The sequence below is a fragment of the Candidatus Chlorohelix sp. genome (assembly GCF_037138995.1).
Taxonomy (GTDB): domain Bacteria; phylum Chloroflexota; class Chloroflexia; order Chloroheliales; family Chloroheliaceae; genus Chlorohelix.
The window spans coordinates 1-23912 of the sequence record NZ_JBAXHI010000011.1; the positions used below are offsets into that span (position 1 = coordinate 1).

18 protein-coding genes are annotated in these 23912 nt (G+C 44.7%); 3 read left to right on the plus strand and 15 right to left on the minus strand.

Translation table 11 applies throughout. The annotated features are described in order from the left end of the window. A partial coding sequence (locus WCK19_RS07145) for an RNA-binding protein (protein ID WP_342396684.1) occupies positions 1-326 on the minus strand: 326 nt, incomplete at its 3' end. 535 nt (positions 327-861) lie between these two features. On the opposite strand from WCK19_RS07145, the gene WCK19_RS07150 reads away from it, so the two are divergent. Further along, on the plus strand, positions 862-1734 hold the full coding sequence (locus tag WCK19_RS07150) for a metallophosphoesterase (RefSeq protein WP_342396685.1): 873 nt from the start codon (positions 862-864) through the stop codon (positions 1732-1734). A 60-nt stretch (positions 1735-1794) separates the two neighbouring features. Here WCK19_RS07150 and WCK19_RS07155 read toward each other — a convergent pair whose 3' ends face one another. Beyond that, positions 1795-3276, minus strand: a complete 1482-nt coding sequence (locus tag WCK19_RS07155; RefSeq protein ID WP_342396686.1) for a phytoene desaturase — start codon at positions 3274-3276, stop codon at positions 1795-1797. Positions 3277-3638: 362 nt separating this feature from the next. Here WCK19_RS07155 and msrA point away from each other — a divergent pair, with 362 nt between their 5' ends. Next, the gene (gene msrA, locus WCK19_RS07160; protein ID WP_342396687.1) at positions 3639-4205 is read left to right on the plus strand and encodes a peptide-methionine (S)-S-oxide reductase MsrA; all 567 of its coding nucleotides are present in this window, start codon (positions 3639-3641) and stop codon (positions 4203-4205) included. Positions 4206-4689: 484 nt separating this feature from the next. Here the strand turns inward: msrA and WCK19_RS07165 are convergent, their stop codons facing one another. The 13 genes from WCK19_RS07165 to WCK19_RS07225 are packed head-to-tail and all read right to left on the minus strand — an operon-like array spanning position 4690 to position 21958. Next, entirely contained in the window at positions 4690-5598 is a 909-nt protein-coding gene (locus WCK19_RS07165) for a CPBP family intramembrane glutamic endopeptidase (protein WP_342396688.1), read from the minus strand. Between the two features lie 26 nt (positions 5599-5624). After that, positions 5625-6473, minus strand: a complete 849-nt coding sequence (locus WCK19_RS07170; protein WP_342396689.1) for a DUF1616 domain-containing protein — start codon at positions 6471-6473, stop codon at positions 5625-5627. Then, positions 6467-7630, minus strand: coding sequence for a glycosyltransferase family 1 protein (locus WCK19_RS07175; protein WP_342396690.1), 1164 nt, complete (start codon positions 7628-7630; stop codon positions 6467-6469). Before WCK19_RS07175 ends, WCK19_RS07170 begins: the two co-directional genes overlap by 7 nt. Before the next feature lie 11 nt (positions 7631-7641). Then, positions 7642-8769 carry a glycosyltransferase family 1 protein gene (locus WCK19_RS07180; RefSeq protein WP_342396691.1) on the minus strand — a complete coding sequence of 376 codons (1128 nt, stop codon included), beginning with the start codon at positions 8767-8769 and terminating at the stop codon, positions 7642-7644. 7 nt (positions 8770-8776) lie between these two features. Then, positions 8777-10363, minus strand: coding sequence for a hypothetical protein (locus WCK19_RS07185; protein ID WP_342396692.1), 1587 nt, complete (start codon positions 10361-10363; stop codon positions 8777-8779). Beyond that, positions 10350-14327 carry an oligosaccharide flippase family protein gene (locus WCK19_RS07190; protein ID WP_342396693.1) on the minus strand — a complete coding sequence of 1326 codons (3978 nt, stop codon included), beginning with the start codon at positions 14325-14327 and terminating at the stop codon, positions 10350-10352. Before WCK19_RS07190 ends, WCK19_RS07185 begins: the two co-directional genes overlap by 14 nt. A 4-nt stretch (positions 14328-14331) precedes the next feature. Further along, on the minus strand, positions 14332-15495 hold the full coding sequence (locus WCK19_RS07195) for a glycosyltransferase family 1 protein (RefSeq protein ID WP_342396694.1): 1164 nt from the start codon (positions 15493-15495) through the stop codon (positions 14332-14334). Beyond that, positions 15489-16640 (minus strand): glycosyltransferase family 2 protein, encoded by a 1152-nt coding sequence (locus tag WCK19_RS07200; RefSeq protein ID WP_342396695.1) that lies wholly within the window; start codon positions 16638-16640, stop codon positions 15489-15491. The genes WCK19_RS07195 and WCK19_RS07200 overlap by 7 nt, the downstream gene beginning before the upstream one ends. 30 nt (positions 16641-16670) lie before the next feature. Continuing rightward, complete coding sequence (locus WCK19_RS07205) at positions 16671-17975, minus strand: hypothetical protein (RefSeq protein WP_342396696.1); 1305 nt, start codon at positions 17973-17975, stop codon at positions 16671-16673. Between the two features lie 47 nt (positions 17976-18022). Continuing rightward, positions 18023-18595 (minus strand): hypothetical protein, encoded by a 573-nt coding sequence (locus WCK19_RS07210; RefSeq protein ID WP_342396697.1) that lies wholly within the window; start codon positions 18593-18595, stop codon positions 18023-18025. Beyond that, on the minus strand, positions 18592-19815 hold the full coding sequence (locus tag WCK19_RS07215; RefSeq protein ID WP_342396698.1) for a glycosyltransferase family 4 protein: 1224 nt from the start codon (positions 19813-19815) through the stop codon (positions 18592-18594). Before WCK19_RS07215 ends, WCK19_RS07210 begins: the two co-directional genes overlap by 4 nt. Then, positions 19815-20951 carry a glycosyltransferase family 2 protein gene (locus WCK19_RS07220; RefSeq protein WP_342396699.1) on the minus strand — a complete coding sequence of 379 codons (1137 nt, stop codon included), beginning with the start codon at positions 20949-20951 and terminating at the stop codon, positions 19815-19817. The genes WCK19_RS07215 and WCK19_RS07220 overlap by 1 nt, the downstream gene beginning before the upstream one ends. An 8-nt stretch (positions 20952-20959) precedes the next feature. After that, positions 20960-21958 carry a glycosyltransferase family 2 protein gene (locus tag WCK19_RS07225; protein WP_342396700.1) on the minus strand — a complete coding sequence of 333 codons (999 nt, stop codon included), beginning with the start codon at positions 21956-21958 and terminating at the stop codon, positions 20960-20962. Between the two features lie 672 nt (positions 21959-22630). Here WCK19_RS07225 and WCK19_RS07230 point away from each other — a divergent pair. Beyond that, positions 22631-23911 (plus strand): glycosyltransferase, encoded by a 1281-nt coding sequence (locus tag WCK19_RS07230; RefSeq protein WP_342396701.1) that lies wholly within the window; start codon positions 22631-22633, stop codon positions 23909-23911. The last annotated feature ends 1 nt before the right edge of the window (position 23912 follow it).

Consider the following 23912-nt stretch of genomic DNA (forward strand, 5'->3'; position numbering starts at 1 on the left):
CCATAACCCCCACGACCACCGCCGCCTCGATTACCGCCACCACCGCGAGGGGCGCCTTCTTCACGAGGGCGAGCTTCGTTTACTGCAATAGGGCGACCCATAAGCATATAACCATCGAACATCTGGATTGCTTTATCCGCATCTTCTTTGGTGTTCATTTCTACAAAGCCAAAACCGCGAGGGCGCTGCGTTTCGCGATCTGTCACAATACGGGTGGACACAACTTCACCTGCTTGTTCAAACAGTTGTTGCAGAGAGTCCTCAGTGGCTTTAAAAGACAGGTTGCCGACAAACAGTTTAACCGTCATACTAAAACTAACCTTCACTTTCTTTCCCCTAGGGGAAGAGATAACGAGAAAAAATAACGGATACAGCTATAAGCTAAATCAGGCTGTGAAAATAGCACAGCCATGCCTAGACTTTAGGAATCAAGTCCGGATAAGCTCATACTCAAAACGGGTTCGAACCGGCTTAAACCTGTCTGCGGGACAGTAAAACAGAAAGCCCCACTGTTTTCCGGGAAGTGAACACGAATCAGATTCGAGGTTCGAGTGCCAAGCTTGCTCTTGCATTTTTGAGGATGGAACTCTACTAGCCAACTATTCTTCAGTAAGCGATAGACTAAGAGAACGCGGTTTAACCACGTGGAGCGTACACGCTCCATCTACATTATAGCAAAGGAATTCGGTCTGTCAAATACTTTATTTTGAATTTTTTGACCTTTTAAATAACTAAACTTTTGGTTCTTTCGAGAGTTTGAGCTTTATCGCTTTTTTAACATTCTAACTCTGGCTACAAATAATTTCCTTCTATTATGCTATACTAACTTAAAATATTTGATAGAAAATAGGTTGGATAGAATTGCGTTTCGTAGTATTGCCGGATTTACATTTCTGCGAATACCCGCTAGGCTCGTTACGAAAAATACGAGATGAGTTTTATTTGCGTCTTTTTCGTACAGTCAAAAAGTTCGAGCCAGAATTAGTTTTTCTAGCGGGAGACGCTTCACATAATAGCCATCCAGATGAGTTTAATGGTCTGCGAACTTGTGCTAGGCGGGCGGGTATAGAGCAACTATATCTTGCAAATGGCAATCATGACCTCTGGCGAATGAGCCGAAGAGAAGTAGCTTACTATACATCTAATCCATCCCCCAGTTATTATGCTATAGACCCAGTTGTTGAAAGAACTATAGCTGGTCTTTCTTCGACCAGAAAAACTGGTAAGTTTTTGGTACTAGACACTTCAACGCCAAGACATTGCGCTGATACAAGAGGTAAAGTTGACCAAGAACAATTAGATTGGCTCTCTCAACAACTTGCCAGCACTCCAAATGGACCTGTATTTGTTATTGCCCATCACCCTTTAAGCGAATTAATACATCGCAAACGCATTTCTGATTTCCATATTACCAACAGTAATGAAGTGTTGGAAATACTCGAAAGTTGGCGTAAAGGACCGGGCTTTTATTTTTGCGGGCATACCCATACGCATAGGTTGGTACGCCGGGATAACTGGTTGTTAGTTCAATTAAACGCACCCCTTAACTGTCTGAATTTCCCCGTGATTGAAGTCAATTCCAATGAGGTTCAGCTTAGTTTCACCCGCATAGAAGGCGGCGAAGAAACCGCCCGCATGAGCAGATTGCTTGCGCTGGTGCAAAATCATATCACCGGGTTTTATCCTCGCCGCGACATACCGGGCTATAGAAAAAAAATAACAGTGGAGTGGTGAAAAAAAGCGGTGGTAGAGACAAGGGGCTTAAACCCCTTGACTGCAAAGCAAAAGCCCTGCTTAGGCAGGTCCTATAAGATTTGCCGTTACTACCGCCGAAGAAAGCACCCCCGGAATACCCGCGCCGGGATGTGTACCAGCCCCTACAATGTACAGGTTTGGAATATCCTCAGAGCGGTTATGCGGTCTAAACCACGCCGATTGCAGCAAAGTCGGTTGCACTGAAAAGCCCGTGCCTAAATAGGTGTTAAGCTCGTTCTCGAAATAGCGCGGGTCAACCATATGCTCCATAACAATATGCTTGCTCAAATCGGGCAAATAATTCTTTTCAAGGAAATTCATAATCGCATCTCGGTAAGGCTTCGCCTGTGTACTCCAGTCTATACCTGACCGCTGGTTAGGTACGGGTGAAAGCACATAAAAGGTCTCATGTCCTTCCGGCGCAACGCTTGGGTCAGTTTTGGTGGGCATATGCAGGTACAGGGAAAAGTTTTTGGAAAGTTTTTTGGTCTTGAAGATGTCTTTTAACAACTCTCGATAACTCTCGTCTAGAATGATGTTGTGATGCGCCAGCTTTCCATCGTTGTAGCGTTTGTTTGTACCGAAATATATTACCATCAGCGACATACTATAAGCCGTCCGCTTCTCATAACGGTGGTTGGTATTCTTTTTTCTAGCTTGCGGAGCAATCAATTCACGGTATGTATTTGCCACATCCCCATTTGAGATAACGATGTCGGAATGGTGAATTGTACCACCACGTAGCAATATTCCGGTAGCTTTTCCATCCTGTACCAGTATCTGTTGCACCTCGCTATTTAAGTTCAACTTGCCGCCCAGTTCCTCAAAAAGCTTTACCATAGCAGAGACGATAGCATTTGTGCCACCCATTGCGTAGAGAATACCCCATTTTTGCTCTAGGTAATCCACCAGCGCATAGATTGAGGATGCTACAAAGGGGTTGCCGCCAATCAAAAGCGGATGGAAGGAAAAGCAGCGGCGCAGAAATTCATCCTTGAAGAACTTGGATACATAGGTGTACACGCTTAGATAGGATTTTAGCTTGATAAGGTCGGGCGCAACCTTGAGCATATCGGTAAATTTCAAGAAGGGTTTATCCGATAATTCGAGGAAACCTTTCTTGAAAATAGCGTAGGATGCTTTCATGAAAGGCTCATAAGCATCTCTATCTGCCGGGCTTATTTTAGCGATTTCCTTTAATACATCTTCTTCATTACTGGTGTAATCAAAATGCCTGCCAATATGGTCAAAGATGCGGTAATAGGGATTGCATAAAACTAGGTCAAAATAGTCTTCGCGTTTCTTTCCGGCAGCCTTCCAAAGGTCATCGAGCATGAACGGCGCGGTAACTACGGTTGGTCCGGCATCGAACTTGAAACCGTCTTTTTCAAAGACATAAGCCCGCCCACCGGGTTTATCTCTTTTTTCAAAAATCTCGACTTCGTGTCCCTGTGCAGCAAGGCGAATGGCTGCTGCCAAACCGCCGAATCCACTACCAATGACTATTATCCGTTTTTTCATAAAATTCCCCTAGGTAATTTAGACAAGTTAAGAAAACACCTACAGCGTCTTCGATTTATATTAATGTAAATCTCATTAAGGTGAGGTAGCAAGACTTACAAATCGTGAAAATAAATACAAGGTTCAGAATAACATTATTTTCAGTATGCGTAGAGCATAGTAACAGAAAAAGCCATACAGGTTCAATGAAACTAGGCTACCCTTACCGATTTTATATCAAAATGAAATTCTAGCGGCTAACCGTACCGTTGGCATATAGCTATAAGCAGCATACTTCAATATAATGCCTATACTCCAAACTTGGAGAACCGATGTTGTTCGCCTGAATGGTAACTTACTCAAGTTAAAGGATAGAAATATATATGCAAAATGGAAGTAAAAAAGAATTGGCAACCCTTGCTGGCGGTTGCTTCTGGTGTTTGGAAGCGGTTTACGATGAGCTAAAGGGTGTTTTGGACGTAGTATCAGGCTACGCGGGTGGGAAGGTTAAAAACCCAACCTACAAACAGGTTTGTGCCGGAACCACCGGGCATGCCGAAGTAGTTCAGCTTACTTTCAACCCGGAGATAATCACCTTTGAGAAAATCTTACAGGTCTTTTTCACCATCCACGACCCCACTACTTTGAATCGGCAGGGGCATGATGTAGGCACTCAATATCGTTCTGCAATTTTTTACCATAGCAATGAACAAAAGGCTATTGCCGAAAAAGTAATTGCCGAACAGAATAGTTCCAAAATCTGGGATGCGCCGATTGTTACAGAAGTTACACCATTATCAGAATATTATCCGGCAGAGGATTATCATCAGGAATATTACGCTAATAATTCTCAGCAACCTTATTGCAGGGCTGTAGTAGCTCCTAAAGTTGCAAAATTCCGCAAATTATTATTGTCTCAAAAAAAGGGGGCTTACGAAGGCGGAAGTTAGCTGTGAGTTTATCAGTTTTCAGTGAGACAGAATTGGCAGCTTGGGATTGCCAAGAAACTAGGTGTGAACAGCTACGCTTATAGCATTTTGAGAAAAGTTACAACCCAGCCCACTGTCTCAACAAATCCATACTTTCCTGTTAGTCAGACCTTGCTCAAACGGGCGTTATTTTAGCCCGTTTCTATTTTGTCATCTCTACCCCTATTTTTAGAAAGGATACAAGTTTTTATTATTTTAATGTGCTATAGACCTTGACAACACCGTATCTGATCCAGCAACTTGCTTAAAGCATTTACCAATATAACGAGTAAGAGGGGTATAAGAACTATATTCAAACTTTTATTGATAAATTTCACACGGGGATTTGCGCTAAATATTGTGATTTCCTTAGCTAACAGCACTAGCAATAATGTAACGATTCCGACTAGGGCTAACATAGAATCACCAGTACTAGATAATATTTTGCTGGGTATTAAGCTAATATTCATTGTATCGAGCTTTCGACCTTTCCTTGCCTGAAGTGCCACCAGAGGACGAATACACCACCGATAGATGCTGGTAAACTGACCCAAATGACCCAGCGCGTCAGCGTTGCCAACCAGTTTGTACTATTTCCCTCCAGATAAGGCATTAACAAAAGTACCGTTAGGTTTGCTGTCCCCTGAGCAAGTGACACACTTAGCAGTGAATTTCCCCACTTTGCTAGGAAAGCAAAGCTCAGCCCTATTCCAAATGCAAATAGGCACCGGAGTAAGGAGCCGGAACTGATGGTCAAGGCTGCATAAAGCAATGAAACATATAGAATGGCATATTTTCCAAAAGTTCGGGTGGAAAAAGTTAACAATAGACCCGAAAACAATAATTGTTCGCAAAAACCGGCGCATAATAATAAAACCAGAGTCCATGTCAGAAAAGAGACCCAAGCAAAAGGTTCGGACAGTATCGAGGGTTGTAATATAAGGTATTCCAAAGCGCCTAGCCCAAACCCGCCAGACGCAATAAGGAGTTGTAGAAATAAATTACTGGTTCTTAGTCTTAACTCACTGGCGCGAAGTCCAGACAGCCTAGCAACCTGCCAAATTGAAAATAATACAGGCAGGTATATCAGTGGGTAACGGGCTATAGGTAGGAATAAATCCAACGGTAAGCTCATCGAGAGTATTCGCAAAATCGCTATCACCATCAGAGAGCGGTATAAATTGGCTAGGTCAGAGTTTGCTATAAAAGCGCTATGCAGGATAAGGGCTGAAAGAATTAAACAATGCAACGCAAGACCGGGCAATGGGTTAGCAGTAGCTATTAACAGTTCTGCCCCTGCGAAAAGAGCCAGATAAATCCAACTTAACCTATAATGCCCAAAAGGCGTGGGAGTAGCAATGTTTCTGGCTTTCACAGGTTTATGGGTTCCTTTTAGTAGGGCTAATTTACGTTAAGGCGTAGTCTTAGTTGGCGGTAAGGATCAGGATTGTTATCGCAATAAAGCAACACATCAATTGTGCGAATTCCTGCCTGAGAACCGACATTAAATTGCAGAGGTTGTAACCAGAAACCTCCGTTTTCCAGATTTATTATTTCCGTTCTGGAAAGAACTTCAAGACCGTCTCGTACTTCAATCCGATAACTTACCTGCCGATTTTCCCGGTTAGTAATTCCTGCTTGAATCTCTATAGGCTGCCCCGTTACCGCGCTATAAGGATAAAATTCTGCTTTACCGGTTGACCCCAGAATATAAAATTCAGTCAAATGCTCCGAACGAGAGGATTGCAACTCTATTAGCAAAAGACTGAGGAGTACCACTATAACCAGACCGCCTACTATATAAGTAAAACGGGATGGCGATTTTTGGGCAGGTAGCCCTCTTTCCAGAGAATTTGTCTCCTTCGGTTCTTCTATTATTAACCGTGTCTGAATCCCGCGCCTGATAACAGCAATTGCGCTGAAAAGTATAACCCATAATGAAATAGAGATGGTAATAGACCACAGGTTGATGCCTTGGGGTAGTAAGTTGAGAATAAGAACCAGTAGGGCTACTGCTGTAAGGCTTAAACCAAAACTGATGGCAAGCCGCGATATCCAGTCAGGCGCAACTTCGGGGTTGAAAATTGCCTGTAACAGGGCATAACCCGGCACCAGCAACACCATAACCAGTCCAAAAGGCACCCTAACCCATGGTAAAGACAGTTGTACCACAACAGGTAGCAAAAGAGCCAGCAAGGTTATCAATAGCAAGTCATAATTATTTGACTGTGTTTTCAAACCTTTTAGCATAGGTGTGTTTCTCTTTTCAAGGAAGCCTCTTTTTCTAACTCCACCACTTGCCTGTAAATTTTGGCTGTCTCTATGGCAGTTTTCTCCCAGCTAAACAAAGCGGCTTGTTCAAGACTTAAGCGGCGCAAATGCTTTTGTAAATCAGGTTCGCTAAGTACCCACTTTATCAAGGTAGCCATTTCCACTGTATCGGTTGGACTGAACAACAAGGCAGCATCTCCCACCACTTCAGGAAGGGAAGTGGCGTTGGAACATATTACCGGAATTCCGCAAGCCATAGCTTCCAAAGCAGGCAATCCGAAACCCTCATAGAGCGAGGGGAAAACAAAGGCTGTCGCAATATTATAGAAATAAGCCAAGTCTGTATCAGAAACCCGGTCAAAAAAATCCACCTTGTCACTTATTCCTAGCTGTCTTGCCGCATCCAACAAAGATTGCCTTTCATGCCGGAACTCGGCAGCTCCAACTTTTAGCAATCTTACAGCTGGCAATTCTGTTGAAACCATGGCAAATGCCGCTAAAAGCCGCCGTATATTTTTGCGGGGATCTTCGGAGCCAACGTTTAGCAAATAGGGTATATCTTCACGTAGATTATAACGTTGATAGAAATTGGGCGGCACTTCTTTGACTCTAAAATTCTGGTGATTTACTCCTGCATATACCACTTTAATCCGGTCGGATGGGTAAGCTAAATGTCGAATAATGTCCTGGCGCGTATATTCAGAATCGGCAATTAGCATACCAGCTTTCTTCAAACCATGCGCAGCCAACCGATTAAAGAATTTATCGTAAAATTTTAAATGGGTAGTAAACTCAGGGTAGTGATTATAGCACAGGGTAATCAGGTCGTGAACCGTAACCACCAACCGCTCGACCTTTTTAAAGACTACGGCGGAGGCGTGATTCTGGGTAGTCAAATGCGTTACGGTGTTACCCACAGAGTCAGGTAATGCTACGGGGAAAGTGCTAAAAAACTTAGCCGAATCAAATCCCAGTTTTCCAACAAAAGAGGGAATGGGGGGGTTCTTAAATTCGGTTAGCCCTACTGCAACTCCTTGCCGGGTCAATTCTTGGTAAAGGCTTCGAGCATAGCGCGATAAGCCTGTGGAACTACCTTCGCTTAGTCCGACCATCCTTACAGTAAATTGGCTTGGCATATTATGACTCGTCATATTTTACCCAGTTTTCGATACACCTCAAAGGTTTTCGCCGCCGCATTTTCCCAAGTAAACCCTGCAACTCGGGCGAAACCTTCTCTTATTAGCCTTGCTCTCAATTCACTATCTATCATAGCCTTCTCAATGGCATCGGCAAGGCTTGGTACATCGTATGGGTCAACCATAAGACCAGCACTACCCACTACCTCTGGGAGCGATCCGACATTTGAGGTAACTACAGGTACGCCGCATGACATCGCCTCTAGTGGGGGCAGACCAAAGCCTTCATACAACGAAGGAAATACAAAAACTTCAGCGGCACTATATATATCCGGCAGATGTCCATCTTCTATGTATCCGGTTAAGTTTATTCGATTTTCAAGTTTAAGACGCTGTAAAGCGGTTTCCACACCTCCAGTTTTCCATTGTCGCTTACCTACGATAGTTAGGTTAAGGGCTGGATAGCGCAAGAGCAAAAGCGCATAGGCGTTGAGAAGCCCCTCCAAGTTTTTACGTCCGTTTATTGCTCCAACATATAACAAATATGGTTGTTTAATCCCATACCGCTCAAGTATTTGCCGCCTTTTCTTGCCGTCTGGTTGCGCTTTAAAATCTGCCCCCACCCCTTCCGGAATAACAAAAACCTTGTCAGGGTCTAGTTTTAAATAGCGGATAATATCTTGCCTAGAACAGTTACTGGCTGTAATAACGGCATCAGCTTTACGGGCAGTGTGAGGAAAATAGTATCTATACCGCCAATTATCCAGCCAATTATGTTTTTCGGGATAAATGTACGTAAAAGCATCATGGATTGTAACTACGCGGGCAACTCCCGCAGCATAACCAAAGAAAGGGGCAATTCCGTTTGGGTCATGAATCAGATCCAACTTATATTTTTTGGAAGCGCGGGAAAGTGCCAGATTTCCTACTGCCATAAGCGCTGGTAACAAACGGCAACCTGTTAAAGGGTAACGCTCAAAATGATTCCATAACCCTGCTTTATCTTCTTGTTCTGTGGTCAGCAATACAATATCGGGGGATTCGGGTAAGGCATAAAACCCTTTTAAAAGCTCGGTGACATAGCGCCCGATTCCGGTGGGATAGCGGTCAAGACCATAAGTTAGATAGCCAATTCTCATCAGAGCATTAATCCTGAAAAGGGGTTTTTGGATATAATCGGTGTAATTGCGCTTCTCCATTATCATATATTAGCAGAGTACCCGGCGGAAATGGCATAACTTTTTGCAAACGCTTACTCCGCAATCTGTTAAGGCTAGTATCCAGCAAGTAGCGTGTAATCGTTTCTCGTAGCTCATAACCATAAAAATCGTTATGGTTTTTTGATTCCCCCCTTGCAATTGCATAAGCGACCGAAAGCCGCTCATCAAAATCTGTCCAAACTTGTGAATATTGAATAGTTTTATCAGTCCAATCCAACGCTGCCAGTTCTGAAATAGAATAGAAAGTCCATTTATTGCTAAGCGCAGGCTCGTTTGTGACTTTTAAGATAGAAACAAACGCCAGACAGGCAATTGCAAACGCAAGCCCTACCTTCCAGACTCTAATATAGTTGTGAGGTTTCCAGTTTGCAAGGAAACGACCAACCAGCGCCACAGACAACAGAGAAATTGAAGGGAAAAGGCGATACACCAAATGACCGCCACTGCCGCTTTTATCCGCTACCCATGATAATACGCCTTGAATACCAAACCCAAGATATAAAAGCCATACAAAAGAGAGTACCGATGAATCGGGCTTTTCTTGCTTTACCAGCCATTTCCAACCCATTCCCAACCAAATACCAAACGCGGCTAACGTAATAAGCCAAGTGGATAAACTCAATAACAGGTAAACTATCGGATTTATCCATCCAATCAAATCGCTAACCGGAATATCAGGCTCTTTGGGGGTACTCAAGAATAGAGCTATAGCGCGGTCCCAGATATTTCTGAGGAATACAAGGTCGTGCGTTGCCGGAGGGTATATATAAAAGGTGAACAGGTAGGCTAGAACTAGACAGGTTAAAACTATATAGCGAAAGCGGAGCAACGCCTGATGCCACAGTTGCAACCCTCTTTTACCAACGGGTACCGCTATTACAGCAGTCAGGAATAGCGCAAAAATAAAAGAAGCTCCCATGAGGTTATTAAAGCTCATCAGGGTGTAAATTGCGAAATAAAAAAGAATAACATAAGGAATGGATTTTCCGGAGTGCCGCTGTTTTTCAAAGCTTTTCACCAAAAAAAACAGGGAAAGCAACATCAAGCTTCTGGTAAACTTTTCATGGGAACTGCGAAATAACACAAACAAAAATTCTGGCTGGGTGAAAAGTAAAAGCGTAGCAAGAATAGTACCTTTAAGGCTACCGGTAAGCTCATAATAGAGCAACCATGCCGGTAGAACTGCTAGTATGGCGGTCAAAGGATAGACCAACTGCTGTAAATCTGCAACAGCCAGACCCGTAAGGATTGTGATAAAGGTGGTGAGAGATTGGTAAGAATAGCCATTTGGATAAACTTCACCACTGTTCGGCACCAATTGCCTATTTTCAATAAAATTTCGGGTTATCTTGCTCAATACGCTAGAGTCCAACTCTGCCCAGTTCCCACCATAGCGACCTACATAATAGATGGCTAAAAGTAAAACATACCCAACCAGTGTGCTACAAACGAGATAATTAGTCGCAACTTGAGGTGGGTTGCTTCGAGGTGGTTTCTGTCTATTCAGCATCATGCGCCTGCCCTGAAGTTTGCCAATACTTCCAGAAAACTAACCCGCCTAGGGTAGCGATTGCCACTAGACAAAGCAACACAAATAATAAGTTCGTGTCAGCCCAGAGTATTTGCGCTATGCTATCCGATGAAGCCTCTTTCTCAGGTAAAACCGTAATCTGTTCAGAAACGTGACCGAGTAGCACCTCATTTTTATAGTTCAGCTTGGGAGTAAGCAACCATAGACCAGCGCTACTGGGAGTCCAGATAAATGGCAGCGAAATTTTGCTCTTGGCGGGTAGTGAGATAGTCTGCGAACTTACTAGGCGCAGCTCTTCTTGAGGGCGCGAGACCCATAGTTCCAGTTGACCCTCGGTAATATCTTCCCCCCCATCATTATTTATAGCTATTAGAACTTCATTCTGCTCCAGATAGCGTTTAGGTTGAGTGGAAAGAGCTATACTTAGCACAGGAGGGGTGGAGGGCGTGATTCTTAATGTACCATCCAAATATTCCACCACATAATTACCGGGCTTGAGGTCTGTAATACCGGGTAAAGCTTTGTCCTGAGAGTGGAAAGCCTCTCTAAGTTCAAGAATAAATCTGAAAGAACCGTTTTTAAGAGACCGAAAATCACTGAAACTAGCATGGGAAAATAGTATATCCTGTCCCTCGAACTGATTCAGCATCGCCTTAAAATCTGTAGGCTGAAAACTTGTCTGCTGTTCCTTAAGTTTTTTGCCCAAATTCTCCCACTCAGTTTGATTGGTAGGGGGTAAGGTGACAAAAGAAAAGGCTTTTACCTGCGCTTTGCGGAGTAATACTTGCGACCCATCCTGATAAACTAAATAATCTCCCGCCAAATTTAGCTGGCGAATTTCAGGAATCGTGCTATCAATTGGGGTTAGCGAGGTATAACGCCACATATCGGTATAACCATCGTGGTCAAGGTCAGTGTAGCTAATTTCCGACTGCCCATCTAAATTCCAGATTCCTCCATCCGCTTTTAACAAGTGAAGTTTATGATCCACCGGGCTGAAATACAAGTAAGGTTTTGCCTGCAAGTTAAGCGAATACTCCCCGCGAAATCCAGCTTGTATATGGGAAAAAGCATCGGCAGGAGGGGTATTTTCAAGTCCGGTAATATAGCGCCAAGGCAATACCTTTTCGCGACCTTTACTATCAGCCTGTTCCACCGTCCATTCGTATATTATCTCTGAAGTCCAGTAGGGCTGTTTTTCTACTTCCACAAAAGTAGCCGCATCCCAGTTTTGCCCTGTTACCCAACCGGGTAGCTTTTGAGGAGGCACTGCCTTTATTGAAAATTCCGGGAAGGAAATTATTTGATCTATCGGCTTTGTCCCGCAAAGGCTCACCTGATAAGTCAGGTTATGATTGTGTTCTTTTCCCCAAGCGTATTCTAGAATATTAATCGGTTTCGGAATAGACAAATCACCGGGCAATTGAAATGGTAGCGCAGCTTCAAAGCGAATCGCTGTATCGGGCCACCCATCTTTTACTCCAGAAAGGTCATAAAAAGCAAAAGGATTCTCAAAATTGGTAGAATTAAGCTCTCCCTCTTTGATTCGGTTTAAGGAATAGACAAAAAAATTGCCCGGTTTCGCGCGTGAAGCTACAAACTCGGAAATCTGAATAATTTTGCCCTTTTCCCAGTCCACCTGAATTGGGGATGCGCTTACGTTATAGCCCTTATTATAATTCCCGGCTATTTGGCTTAAATAGGGCCAGAGAAGAGCTCCGCTAATAGGAGCTTCATTTCCTTCAAAGTTTGCATTAATTTCTGTACGATACTGTCCGCTAATTGAAGGGTCTTCTGGCAGAGGAGACCGATCTTGCCTCCACTCGTATTTTGGAAAACCGCTATTATTAGGGTCACGCACATGAATCTCAAAATCAATTTGACCGTCATTTTTTAGTAATTTCTTATAATCATAAATAAAACCAGACCCATAAGAGCCTCTAAGCGAGCCATCCACCAAAATATCCAGATTGAAATTGAGCTTGCCATTTGGTTTCCACCAACCCTCCTGTGCCGTTACTCGCACAGTCCAGCGACCTTGATTTTCTAATATTCGTGGGCTACCGGCATATAGGTCGTAGCGAACGTTACCATCACCGTCCCCATCGTCATACAGATCGGCGTACTGCATTTTCCCTTCGCGATGAAAATCCAGCGCCAATTTAACCCGCTCATCGTTAGCAACCCTGATTAGCCAGAGGGAATCCTCATAATTCAGTTGCTTTTCCCAGCTTACAGCGGGCGGCAGGTCTATTCTGGAATACATTGTAATCAAGAAATTGGCGGTGGCACTTTCCGAGAGACAATCTAGTTTTAATATTCGAGGTGATTGCGCGGCTCCGCTGCAATTCAAATCTGATTGAGCCAGGGCGGTAGATTGAGTAGGGGCAGCAATGAATGTCAGAGGTAACAACCCTAACAGAGCAAGCGCTCCTATTTTTTTTGCCGAAGTTATTCGGGGAAAATTGAATTTGAAATCCTGCCTCAGAAAAACCACCGCTATCCCTACCATTAAAAGACCGCTCACAGCAGGACGGTAAAGGCGCACTATAAAGTCGCCCGAAATTTCCGGGAGTAAAAGTCGGCAAGTCGCGGCAATACCCATGCTTGAAGCGGCAAAGCCAAACAACAAACCGGGGTGAAAGGCGCATGACATCCTGAAATAGTAAAAAGCCAGCAAGGCAGTTCCGGCAAACGCAGACAATAGATAAGCTAAAGCCAGCAAAAGATTCAAATCCAAAGAGCCCAGCATATAACCACCCAGCCCAATAACCCCCACCAGCAAAAGGCGCAACAGGTTAGCCATTATAGGCAACATGGTTTTTTCAAGCGCAATCAAAGTAACGGTCAACAGCGGCTCAAGCCCTAAAAACAGGACAGTAGGAGCTAGGATTACTAGGATAGGAGCAGTTGCAAGATATTTCGAGGTATAGAAGAACTCAATTACTATCTCAGGGAAAAACGCCATAAGCGCAGAAACGCTTATCCCCAGAACTACAACCCCCTTGAAATAGATTGCTACCAGATTGGAGACAGCCTTCTTCCTATCATTAAGGTCATCGGTCGAAATTACCAAATTTCTAAGACGGGGGAACAGCACAGTATTTAGCAAGGGAGTTAGCCCAAGCGGCAAAATCCTCACCAAAGTCCACGCGATGTTGAGTAAAGCTGCCTCACCATACTGGTTCAGACTACCAAGCCACACCAGCGCATAAGTGTAATATAACGTCTGAAAAAGAGAAATAATGTAAGACTGACCGGAAATAGGCAAAGCATCTTTGATATGCAGCAGCGAAAAAAATTTCAGCAAGGGACGCGCAATACCTGTTCCCCATAATAATAATATGCCTAACAAACAGCCAAGTCCAAAAGATAGCTCAAGCGCTAATATTACAGATTTGCTGGAGTGATTCAAACCTGCTACCAGCAACGCTATAAAGGCGATGGGTTGCAGCAGATAAAGCAAGGCGGTTCGCCAGATTTGCTGTAATCCCTGAAATACCCCGCACAGGAAGTCCGCTACCACCGATAGACTAGCCGCCAAACCAACTAGGAAATATAATTCATCCCCTGTAATCAGCGACAGACACCCGCTTAACAGCAACAATGGTATCAGCACCGAAAGCCTCATAAGAAGCAAGGAGTAAAACATCCGGTTCAGTTCGGAGTAATTTTTCACGGCGTTATAGCGGGAGAGATGCTGAATTGCAGAAACGGTCAGACCAAAACCGAAAACAAGTGAAACGACTAGAAAAAGGCTTGTAAAGTAGGTGAGCCGCCCGTATTCATAAGGTATTAGATTTCGCGCTACATAGAAACCGCTGAGGGCATTTAGAAATACCATCAGGGCGCTAACAAAGGACATCAGAATAGTAGTTTTTGCCAGAGCAGTTTTTCCGTCAGGCTTAGCGATTTGCCCTCCCTGATTCTTGCTTTGTACGGTCATTTTGCTAAAAACCTATGCGCCTTTTAGGGTGGTTCTTATTGTTAGACTCAGCTATTTTATAATAAACACCGAGAGTTTGGTTTGCAACTGTTGCCCAATCGTATTTAAGAGCTTGTTTTTGCCCGTATTCACTCAAGAGCTTCTTTCGCCATTCATCCTGATATAGACTCTCTATAAGCATAGCCAGTTCCTCAAACGAATAGGGGTCAAAAAAGATGCCACCTTCTCCAATCACTTCCGGTAAACAAGTTGCTCTTGCTGCCAAAACAGGACAACCGCTTGCCATAGCTTCCACAGTTGGCAAACTGAAACCCTCGTAGAGAGAGGGCTGTATGAGGATATCGGCAGCGCTATAAAACAAGGGCAAATGCTCGTCTGCCACTTCATCCAGAAAATGTACCGCCTCTGAAACATGGGACTGCTCAATTTCACGTTTGGTTCTCACCCGAAATGCTCCGCCGGGCTTTCCAACTTTTAAGAGCATTGCTTTCGGATAGTTCTTTCGTATGTGATTAAGGGCTTGCCATAGTACGACCAAGTTTTTACGAGGCAACTCACTTCCTACATAGAGCAAGGTAGGCTGGTTTTCTGGAAAGAATAAACCAAAGCGGGTCTCAAGTTGGCTACGGGCGTAAGCTTTATCTTGTGGCGCAAAGTGTGCGTGGTCAACGCCTTGCGGAATCACTGTTATTTTATTTTCAGGTATTGCCAGATGGTTTATTAAAGTCATTTTAGTGTGAAAAGAGACGGCTAAAATATGCGTAGCTTTTCGCATGCCGGATAAAGCCAACTGGAAAATTACTTTATCAAGCAGCTTACGGTTGGTAAAATCGGAGGGGAAAAGCAAGCCTCCTAGGTCATGCACAGTCACCACTGCCGGAGTGAACCGTCTTGTCAGCAATACCTGCGCTCCCATTATCATTGGAATATGCAAAATTTCTCCTCGACAGTAGGGATATACCCGGAAAAGCTGCTGCACTTCTGCGCCTTGAAGTTGGAAGCTAGACTCCAAATTCTGCAAATTGGCTGCCAGTTGTTGTATATAATTTGTAATGCCGCCACCGGAAATGGGGCGGTTGGGATTGTAGCCCACAAGCCTTATAGCTAGAGCTTCATTTTTGGGCGATGAAGTTTTCACCGAAGTCTTTAGCATAAAAGTTTCTACCATCGAATGCGATTCCTAGACAGAAACAGGTCAAGCAAAGGTGATGCCCAAACGACAAAATCCGCAAGCGTCAGAGGCAATAAATACAAAAGGGTGCGGGGCGAAATCGGACGCTGGTAAAGCTTGGCAGTAAACCTAAGATAACGCATTTTTGAAAAAACAGAATGCGTTAACACTATGAACCAGATTGCTAGGGTTTTAGACCTGAATAATAGCGCGAACAGTGGACAAACCAGCATTACCAAGCCGATTGATACAGTTTTGACGGTTAGCCACAAGTCTTGTTTTGCACGATACTGCCACCCGTATTGCAGCAGATTGCGCAACCAGCGAGATTGCTTGCGCCGATAAACCCCTAAAGTTTCCGGGTAAACCGTGGGTATCTGGCTGACGCGGACATAGCGTATCCGAACGCCACTGCTAACCAAACGCCGTGCGAGTTGGTAATCGGTGCCGCTGGAAGCCGGGAAATTCATTCCACCGCTGCGTTCAAGAGCTTGGCGTGTAATAACCGTATTCCGACCGAGTAACCCCTGAATATAATGAGGGCTACGCGCACTTGAAACCGCATCAGAAGCCCAGAGGTAGTCCGGCAGGGGCTTGCCCAGTTGACAATCCCATGGGCGGGAAGCGCCAGTAACAGCCTGTTCTCCATTCTCTGTAACAGGCTCCAGCAAATATAGCAGCGTTCTATCTTGGTACAGGCAATCGGCATCGGTCAGGTAAATAAGTTCACCACTTGCGTGTTCATAACAACGGGACAAAGAGTGTTGTTTGCCTTCGCCGGGAAACTGTTCCAAAATAAGGATGTTCTCCGCGACATGGCGGCATGCCAGTTCTAAGGTGTTATCAGCGCCACCGGCACACAAAATAAGCTCAATATCAGGATAGGTCAGATTTTTGAAAGAAAGCAGATGCGCTTCTATATTAGCTCGCTCATTCCAAGCCGCTACCAACACACTTATTTTAGGGGTGTAACTCAGTAAAGCTTCCCGATTTATTTCGGCTTTTAACTCAGTCAATAGTCGCTTATCGCGTTGCCACAGGCGCAAATTTAGAAACGCAACCGCAGCCATGCCGACTGACAAAATGGTTTTACCTACATGCTTTTTCTGTAGCAGTTTCTTTAAAATAGAAGATTCGGGCATTTTATATATTGTCATTATAATTAGGTTGTGTCACTTCAGCCAAAATTCAGCTTCAGCTACCATCGGCCACATCTTGCCCTTCTGCCAGCGATACCGGATTTGTGATTGGCGGTTTTTGACTTCTAGGAATTCCGGGGTTTCTACCACCTTAAGAACCTGTCCCTTTAACACACACGCTACTTCAAATGTTCCGCTTGTTGCTTCAGGCAAAGGGGCTTTTGAAACGTACCCTGCCAAAAAGCGAAACGCTTTATCACACCATCCAGCCACATGCAAAACATCGCGCACATCTGGCAAGTTTAACCTGTTTCTTCCAGCTTGGCGAGCAAAGCCACTCGCCGTTTGGATACCGCCCGTATCATCTTGACCATTCAGTAATCTCTGAAGCGACCCATCCATTTTGAAATCTGCGCCAAAGGTCGCTAATTCAGCATTAGCCCGTAATATATCACCTAACGCCGCTATCCAGTTCGGAGCAGTATTGGTTGTCCCATTGGAATATACCACAGTAGGAAAACTGCCTTCGCCGAAAGACCAGCTTGTAATAAAGCGCATAATCTTTATAGCCGAATCTAGGAAACGCGCCTGCCCACTCCACCGATAGCCTTTTAGCAGAGCAGTTACACATCTGGCGTTATACAGCGGGAAATATTTTAACACCATCTGATTATCTATACTGTTCTGAGCTACCGCGCCTTCCAACCTGCCCTGTTCTTTCCCGCACTGATATTGTAATATGCGGTTGAGGGTAGGTAAAGCGTAATAGTCCACCCAACGAGACTCCCCGGTCACTTCTGCCAACAGAAAAAGGGCTTCGCAAATGGTAGCCGCCTTATTTGGTACAAAGGTGTTTTTGGCAATGTTATCGCAGAAAGAACGGGATTGTTCATCCCAGAGCTTTTCTATCAGAAACTCTTTGATATTTTGCTCGGCGCAGATGACATACTTAGGCTGGTCAATTTCCCCTAGGGCTAATGCCAAAGATAGCAACCCTATATCGCAAGCTGCTTCATGCGGTGTCCCCGCTATAGCCGGATTTCTTTCGAAGGAAGAAGCTTTGAAATTTTTACTTTTTAGCTGCCCTTGCAGCAAATCATTTCCAGCCCGACAAGCTTTCTCCAGCCATTGTGCTTGTCCAGTATTTTTCCATAGCAGCAAATACCCAAGAATTATACCCTCGTAGCGCCAATCCAAGCCGGGACCGGTATAGAGAAGGCTCTGTTGCCACCAGTGCGCCACAGGTCCACCGTACCCGCCGGGGCAGCGCATAGTTTCCAGCCAAGCTTCCAATAGGACAAGCGCGTTATCAATAGGGCTATTAGTCAGTTCGGACACGGCTCTAAGTTTTTCCAGATTATTTTTTCCAATATAGGGTTACAGATTTACAGGGCAGTTGCTTCTATCAGCGAAACAGTGGAAAGAGATGAAAGCCAACCGCTCGCCCTGTAAGTAAGCCGGGCGGCAAAGTACAAGCGGTCGAAGAGAGAAGGCAACTGAGCCTTACCAAGCACCGTACTAAAGCTATTTATCCCGGTTGATAAAAGCGTGTGAATCCCGTGTTCAGCTTCAAGCCGAAAACCTGACAGCGGCAGTCTTTTCTTAAGCTGGCGGATACCTCCCGGTTGCAATCCCAGCGGGTTGCCCTGCCATAAACGTCGTTCCGGTAATAGCCGCGCCAGTGGTCTTGAAGCAATTATAAGCAAAGTATTTCCGCTTGTAATTAAAGTTGAAAAATGGCTCAATTGTGCTTGCCAATCATCGGCTTGAGGTTCTATCCATAAGCTTGCGCCCCCAACCGCTCTATTTTCAACGCTTTCCAAACGCATATTCAGTTCTGAGAGTAATTCCTGACTATTACACAGAACTGTTTTATAGCCGTTTTTCGCAAGCAACGGCATCACAGCATCCAGCGCATACAAATACTCAAATGGGATATGTGAGACATCCGCTGTCAAGCTAAACCTCGCTGGTCTGTTCCGACTTCACTCAGCACCTGAAAATAAATTTTTTCCAAACGGGAAATGAGCGAAAGCCAGTTGTAATGCTTTTCAACTCTAGCCCGCCCTTGTATTCCCATTGTCAGACGCAGCGCATCCGATTCTAAAAGCTGTGCAATCGCTTGACTCAATTGTAGCGAATCACCCGGTTTGACCAGCAACCCATCGCTGCCCGATGCAACCACTGTACGCACACCCGGCATATCGGTAGCTATCACCGGGATTCCACAGGCTAGGGATTCCAGCAGTGCCATGCCAAAGGCTTCGCCTCTTGTTATTGAAGGAAGGATGGTGATATGCGCCAGCCTGTAATAATCCGGCAACTCTTCCTGACTAACCCTACCGACAAAAGTTATCCGAGCTTTAATTCCTAGCTCTTCGGCATGTTTCTCGTATTCCTGTCGCAATTCCCCCTCGCCTACTATTAACCCTTTGTACGAGGGCGGAAGCAACGCCATAGCATCGAGGAAAACATTGACCCCTTTAAAATAGTGGGGGCGATCCAATGCCGCTACAAGAAGCGCAATTCGATTCTGAGGCTCTAGCTTGTACCGAGCCAGCAAATCCAAACGAGGTACGCCGGGTGTAAAGATAGTAGTATCAACCCCATTTGGTAACTCACCTATGATAGCCTCACGCCCTTTAAGCAGTGGGCGAGCGTTAGAATAGGTTGCATAATCGGTGGAGGTGAAAAGAAGCTTGGCGGCGCTACGGAGGGTCATGCGCCCTGTGGTGTGGCTCAATATGTTTTCAACTACTCCTAAAACCCCCGTTAGCAATACATCTTGGTGATAAGTTATTACGAGGGGTACACCGCTCAAGACCGCGCTAAGAGCCGACAACTCGCCTCCGAAGAAGGGATAATGGAGGTGGATAATATCAAAACCTTGCAACTCTTTCAAAAGCCCCGGCAAAACCGGAGCATTCCCAATTCTTATAAGAGGTCTGAGGCGATGAATCGTAAACCCATCCCCCTTTTCTTGAGCGGGAAGCCCTTTCAATGTTCGGGTAAAAACATGCACTTGGTGACCGAGCTTACCCAGTTCTCTAGAGCTATAATAACAGACATTTCCGGTGCCGCCATGATAAGGTGGGAAGGTAGCAGTGACCTGCGCGATGCGAAGCGGTCGCCAGTTGGGGGTAGTACGGGCAGTTGTTGGAGTAACAACCTCACTCATCAACGCCACATCTTAAGCTGGAAGGCTTTATAAGTAAGCCAAAAGAGCGGATTTAGAGCTAAATCTGCAAGTTTAGCCAATGTTGGACCGCTTAACTGCCCGATACTTAGCCTCCATTGCATTTCACGGAACAAGTCATAATCATTTATCCGCCTGTATGATTTTACAATCCTCCGTTTCTGGAGTATCTCCTTGCGATGCATAAAAACCCAGCCATATGCCTCCAGAATTGAGCGAGTAGTGCCATGGGTAAACGCATAGCCCCAAACCAGTGCCTCTGCCAACAAAAGAGCCGGTAATAAAAGCAATAGAGAGCGCATTGAATAGCATTTTAATAGTAATAACAGGCGGTTGCGTTCCAGAAAATAGAGCTTGCGGGAAGAAAATTTATTGGTGTAATCATGATATATCACTGAGTCCGGTACATAGATACATTTATAACCAGACAAACGTACTCTAAGCGATAAATCGGTATCTTCTAGGTAAGTAAAGAAAGTGGGGTCAAACCCGCCCAACTCTTTCCACAACTCCGCCCTGATTGCAAAACATGCCCCTGAAATAGCCGGAACTATTGTGGAGCGATAAAGTTCGGGTTCATCTAAAGACCAACCCAGCCCTCGACAGGTGGTTATGCCGGTGAAATGCATTTCATTACCACATGTATTTGCCTGACTTGGTTGTTGCATCAGCATTATCCGGGCAGTAGTCAGTCCGGTTTCAGCCTCCTTGAAAGGAGCCACTAGAGCTTCCAGCCACCCCTCATTAACGACTGTATCGGGATTGAGTGCAACCAGGTAACGACCATGAGCTTCTTTAAAAGCGGTATTATTGGCTCCGGCAAATCCCTCATTTACCTTATTCTTTATAAGCCTAAACTGAGGGAAATGCTTCTCCACCAGTTCGGCGCTTCCATCTGTAGAAGCATTGTCTACCACTATTACTTCACAATCTGCCGGAAGCGTTTTTAGTACGGAAGAAAGACAGGCTTCTATATGATGGCTATGGTTAAAACAAACTATTGTAATAGTGGCAATCTTTGAATATTCTTGGGTATTTTGGTAAAAGTAAGCCCTTGTTTGAGGGTTTTGCACAGACGAACCCATATATCCTAACTCAAATGAATGCTTTCCTGCCAAAAACCGCTTTACCTCCTGCCGATTCCATTGGAAAGTACGCAGTTATGTTGCACCGTCTTCTTCAAATCCAAAAAAAAGGCTCTTACCGAATGAAGAATTAGCCCTACAAAGATTGATAATACACCCAGTATTATTAGCATAATAGTGATTAAAGAGTACCCCAATGCTACTTCATGGGTTTTGGAGTATATGTCAAATACTAGAAGCCCCATTATAACGCCCACCACTAGGGCAAACAAACCGGGTAACCCAAACATTAAGAGAGGGCGATGCTGTCCCATTAAACGTGCCACATTTGAAACTATCTGCATACCATGTGAAAAGGGGTTGCGCTTGGACTTTTCTTTGTAAATAACGCTGATTGGCACTTCAACCACTCGCAAAGTATGCTCTTCGATCAGAAATTGCATTTCTGATTCAACCGATAGACCCGAACCATTAAAATGTAATACCTCAATCGCGCGGCGTGAATAAGCTCTAAAACCGCTCTGTGAGTCAGTAACTGCAACATTACTTGCTAGGTTGATAAAGGAGGTTAGTAAATGCTGACCAATTTGCCGATATACTGGGATTTCACTTTTAATCGTTAAAAAGCGTGAGCCTACCACCAAATCGGCTTTGCCTGCCAGAATCGGTTCAAAAACTCTTAAAATTTCGTCTGGTTTATGCTGCCCATCGCCATCTATGAAAACGAGTGCTTGGGTACCGTTTTGCTTAGCCCACTTAAGCGCAGTATTTACCGCCTCACTTTTACCCAGATTAGTTTCATGCTTTATAACTGTTGCTCCGGCTTGTTCGGCAATATAGGCAGTAGCATCAGAGCTACCATCATCTATAACAACTACTCTTGGAGCGTAGCGAAGAGCATGAATAACCACGCTTCCGATAAAACGCTCCTCATTATATGCGGGAATAACTACAGTCAAGCTTTGAAAGTGGTTTATCCCCCATGAGGGTGAAGTAAAAGTTACCTCACCACATTCTTCAATCCTGACAGATGTGTACAAAGAATTGCTCCACAAAAACGATTTTTAATAAAAAATTAATCGTATGATTGAACGACATAACGGAAGGCTATGTTACAATCTGAAAAAGTGCGCCACACTCTTTAATGATTGGTTGAAAAGCGCGGTTTTAGTGATTGGAGCAGAAGTGAGTTGGGTGAATGCTTTTTTCTAGATGTTGTCATAGCCTTTATTACATACCTTACACCAAACTCTCTTTGTCTAAATTCTCTGCTTCATGGAGATTATATAGTATATAAGTAGTCTAATACTACCTCTATTTCATGTCATTTTTTATATTTTTATACATTTTTAATCTTTAAGGTGAATCCCACTCTAAAAACAGCGAGCGCAAGAAAATCGTTTTTGTAGTGGTGTATTTGAATAAGCCCTTCCCGAATGAACTTATCCAACAAGGGCGCATCCCGCCCAAACCCCTTTGAGAAGGGTATTATAGGAAACAATTTCTTTCTTGCAACTGCCCTGTGAAAGAGCAAAAGAGTTATTGCATAAAATATGTAGCATTGCTACAATTAAGTATAGTTGTATAGTATAAGTGGGGCTTTGTGCGGAATAACACCTACTGTATCGGCGCTTGTAGAATAAGCCATTATTGGGTTAAGGTATAACTTCCACCTTTTCACCTATTTCGCCCGAAGTTAAGGAGTGATGATTTTGATCGTCAAAGTTCTGGAAATAGATTTAGATAAGCCTTTACCATCCCTCACCAACCACGATATTGAACATTACCCACATCTTCAAATACTAGTGCGAAAACAGGGGCAGCCTATCGGTTATGCTTTTATACATGTCCGCAGCCAGTATTTTTTGCGAGAAGAGTTTATTCAGATTGAAATTGAAAAGCAATTATATGACAGCCTCAACCTTGTAGAATTGGAACGCCAACTTGGAACGCAACCGATTGGAGTTTGGAAAGATGAGACTTACAACTGGCCCAGTGTTACGGTTGGTTTATGTACACGAGGACGACCAGAGAGCCTCGAACGCGCCCTCAAATCGCTGCTGTTGCTAGATTATCCCACCGACAAGCTTGAAGTGCTGGTAGTTGATAACGCCCCACCTGATGATGCCACCGAAAAAGTGGTAGCCCGCTTTCCCCAATTCAGCTACGTGGTAGAGCCACGCCCCGGACTAGATTGGGCGCGTAATCGTGCCATCAAGGAGGCGCAGGGTGAGATTATCGCCTACACCGATGATGACGTGGCAGTTGACAGCCTTTGGCTCAAAGCTATCGTCCGCCCCTTTGAAGAACCTAATGTAATGTGCGTAACTGGTCTGGTTGCGCCTGCCGAACGTGAGACCCCCGCCCAGAAGGCTTTCGAAGAATATAGCGGCTTTGGGAAGGGCTTCGAGAAGCGCTACTACGTGCAGGGCATGCGCCGAAATTGGGCTTTCTTCCCGCTTGGCGCGGGTGGTTTTGGCACCGGGGCAAATATGGCATTTCGCAAAAGCCTGTTTGAGCAAGTGGGCGGCTTTGATGTGGCATTGGATGTAGGCACGCTCACACACGGCGGGGGCGATCTTGAAATGTACTATCGCACTATTCGCAAGGACTACACACTAGTTTACGAGCCGCAAGCGTTAATCTGGCACTATCATCGTCGCGATTACGAAGCGCTAAAATGGCAAATTCGGAGTTGGGGACGTGGCTCTTATGCTTTCTGGACTAAAGTTTTTCTGACTGACCCCGAAATGCGCTGGCTAACATTATGGTTAGGGATACTATGGTACTGGCGGCGATTCGTCAAACGCATCCTCAAACCGCATGGTTCTCATCGTAAACTCAGTGCTTGTGAAGCAATTGGCGCATTACAAGGTCCTATCTCTTACTTGATAGCTCGCCGAAAGGCAAAACGCATTGCGACTGCAACTTGGCGCGAAACCACTGTACGAAGGGGCAAACCAGAAACTGTTCTCTCCAATAGGAGTAGTTAGG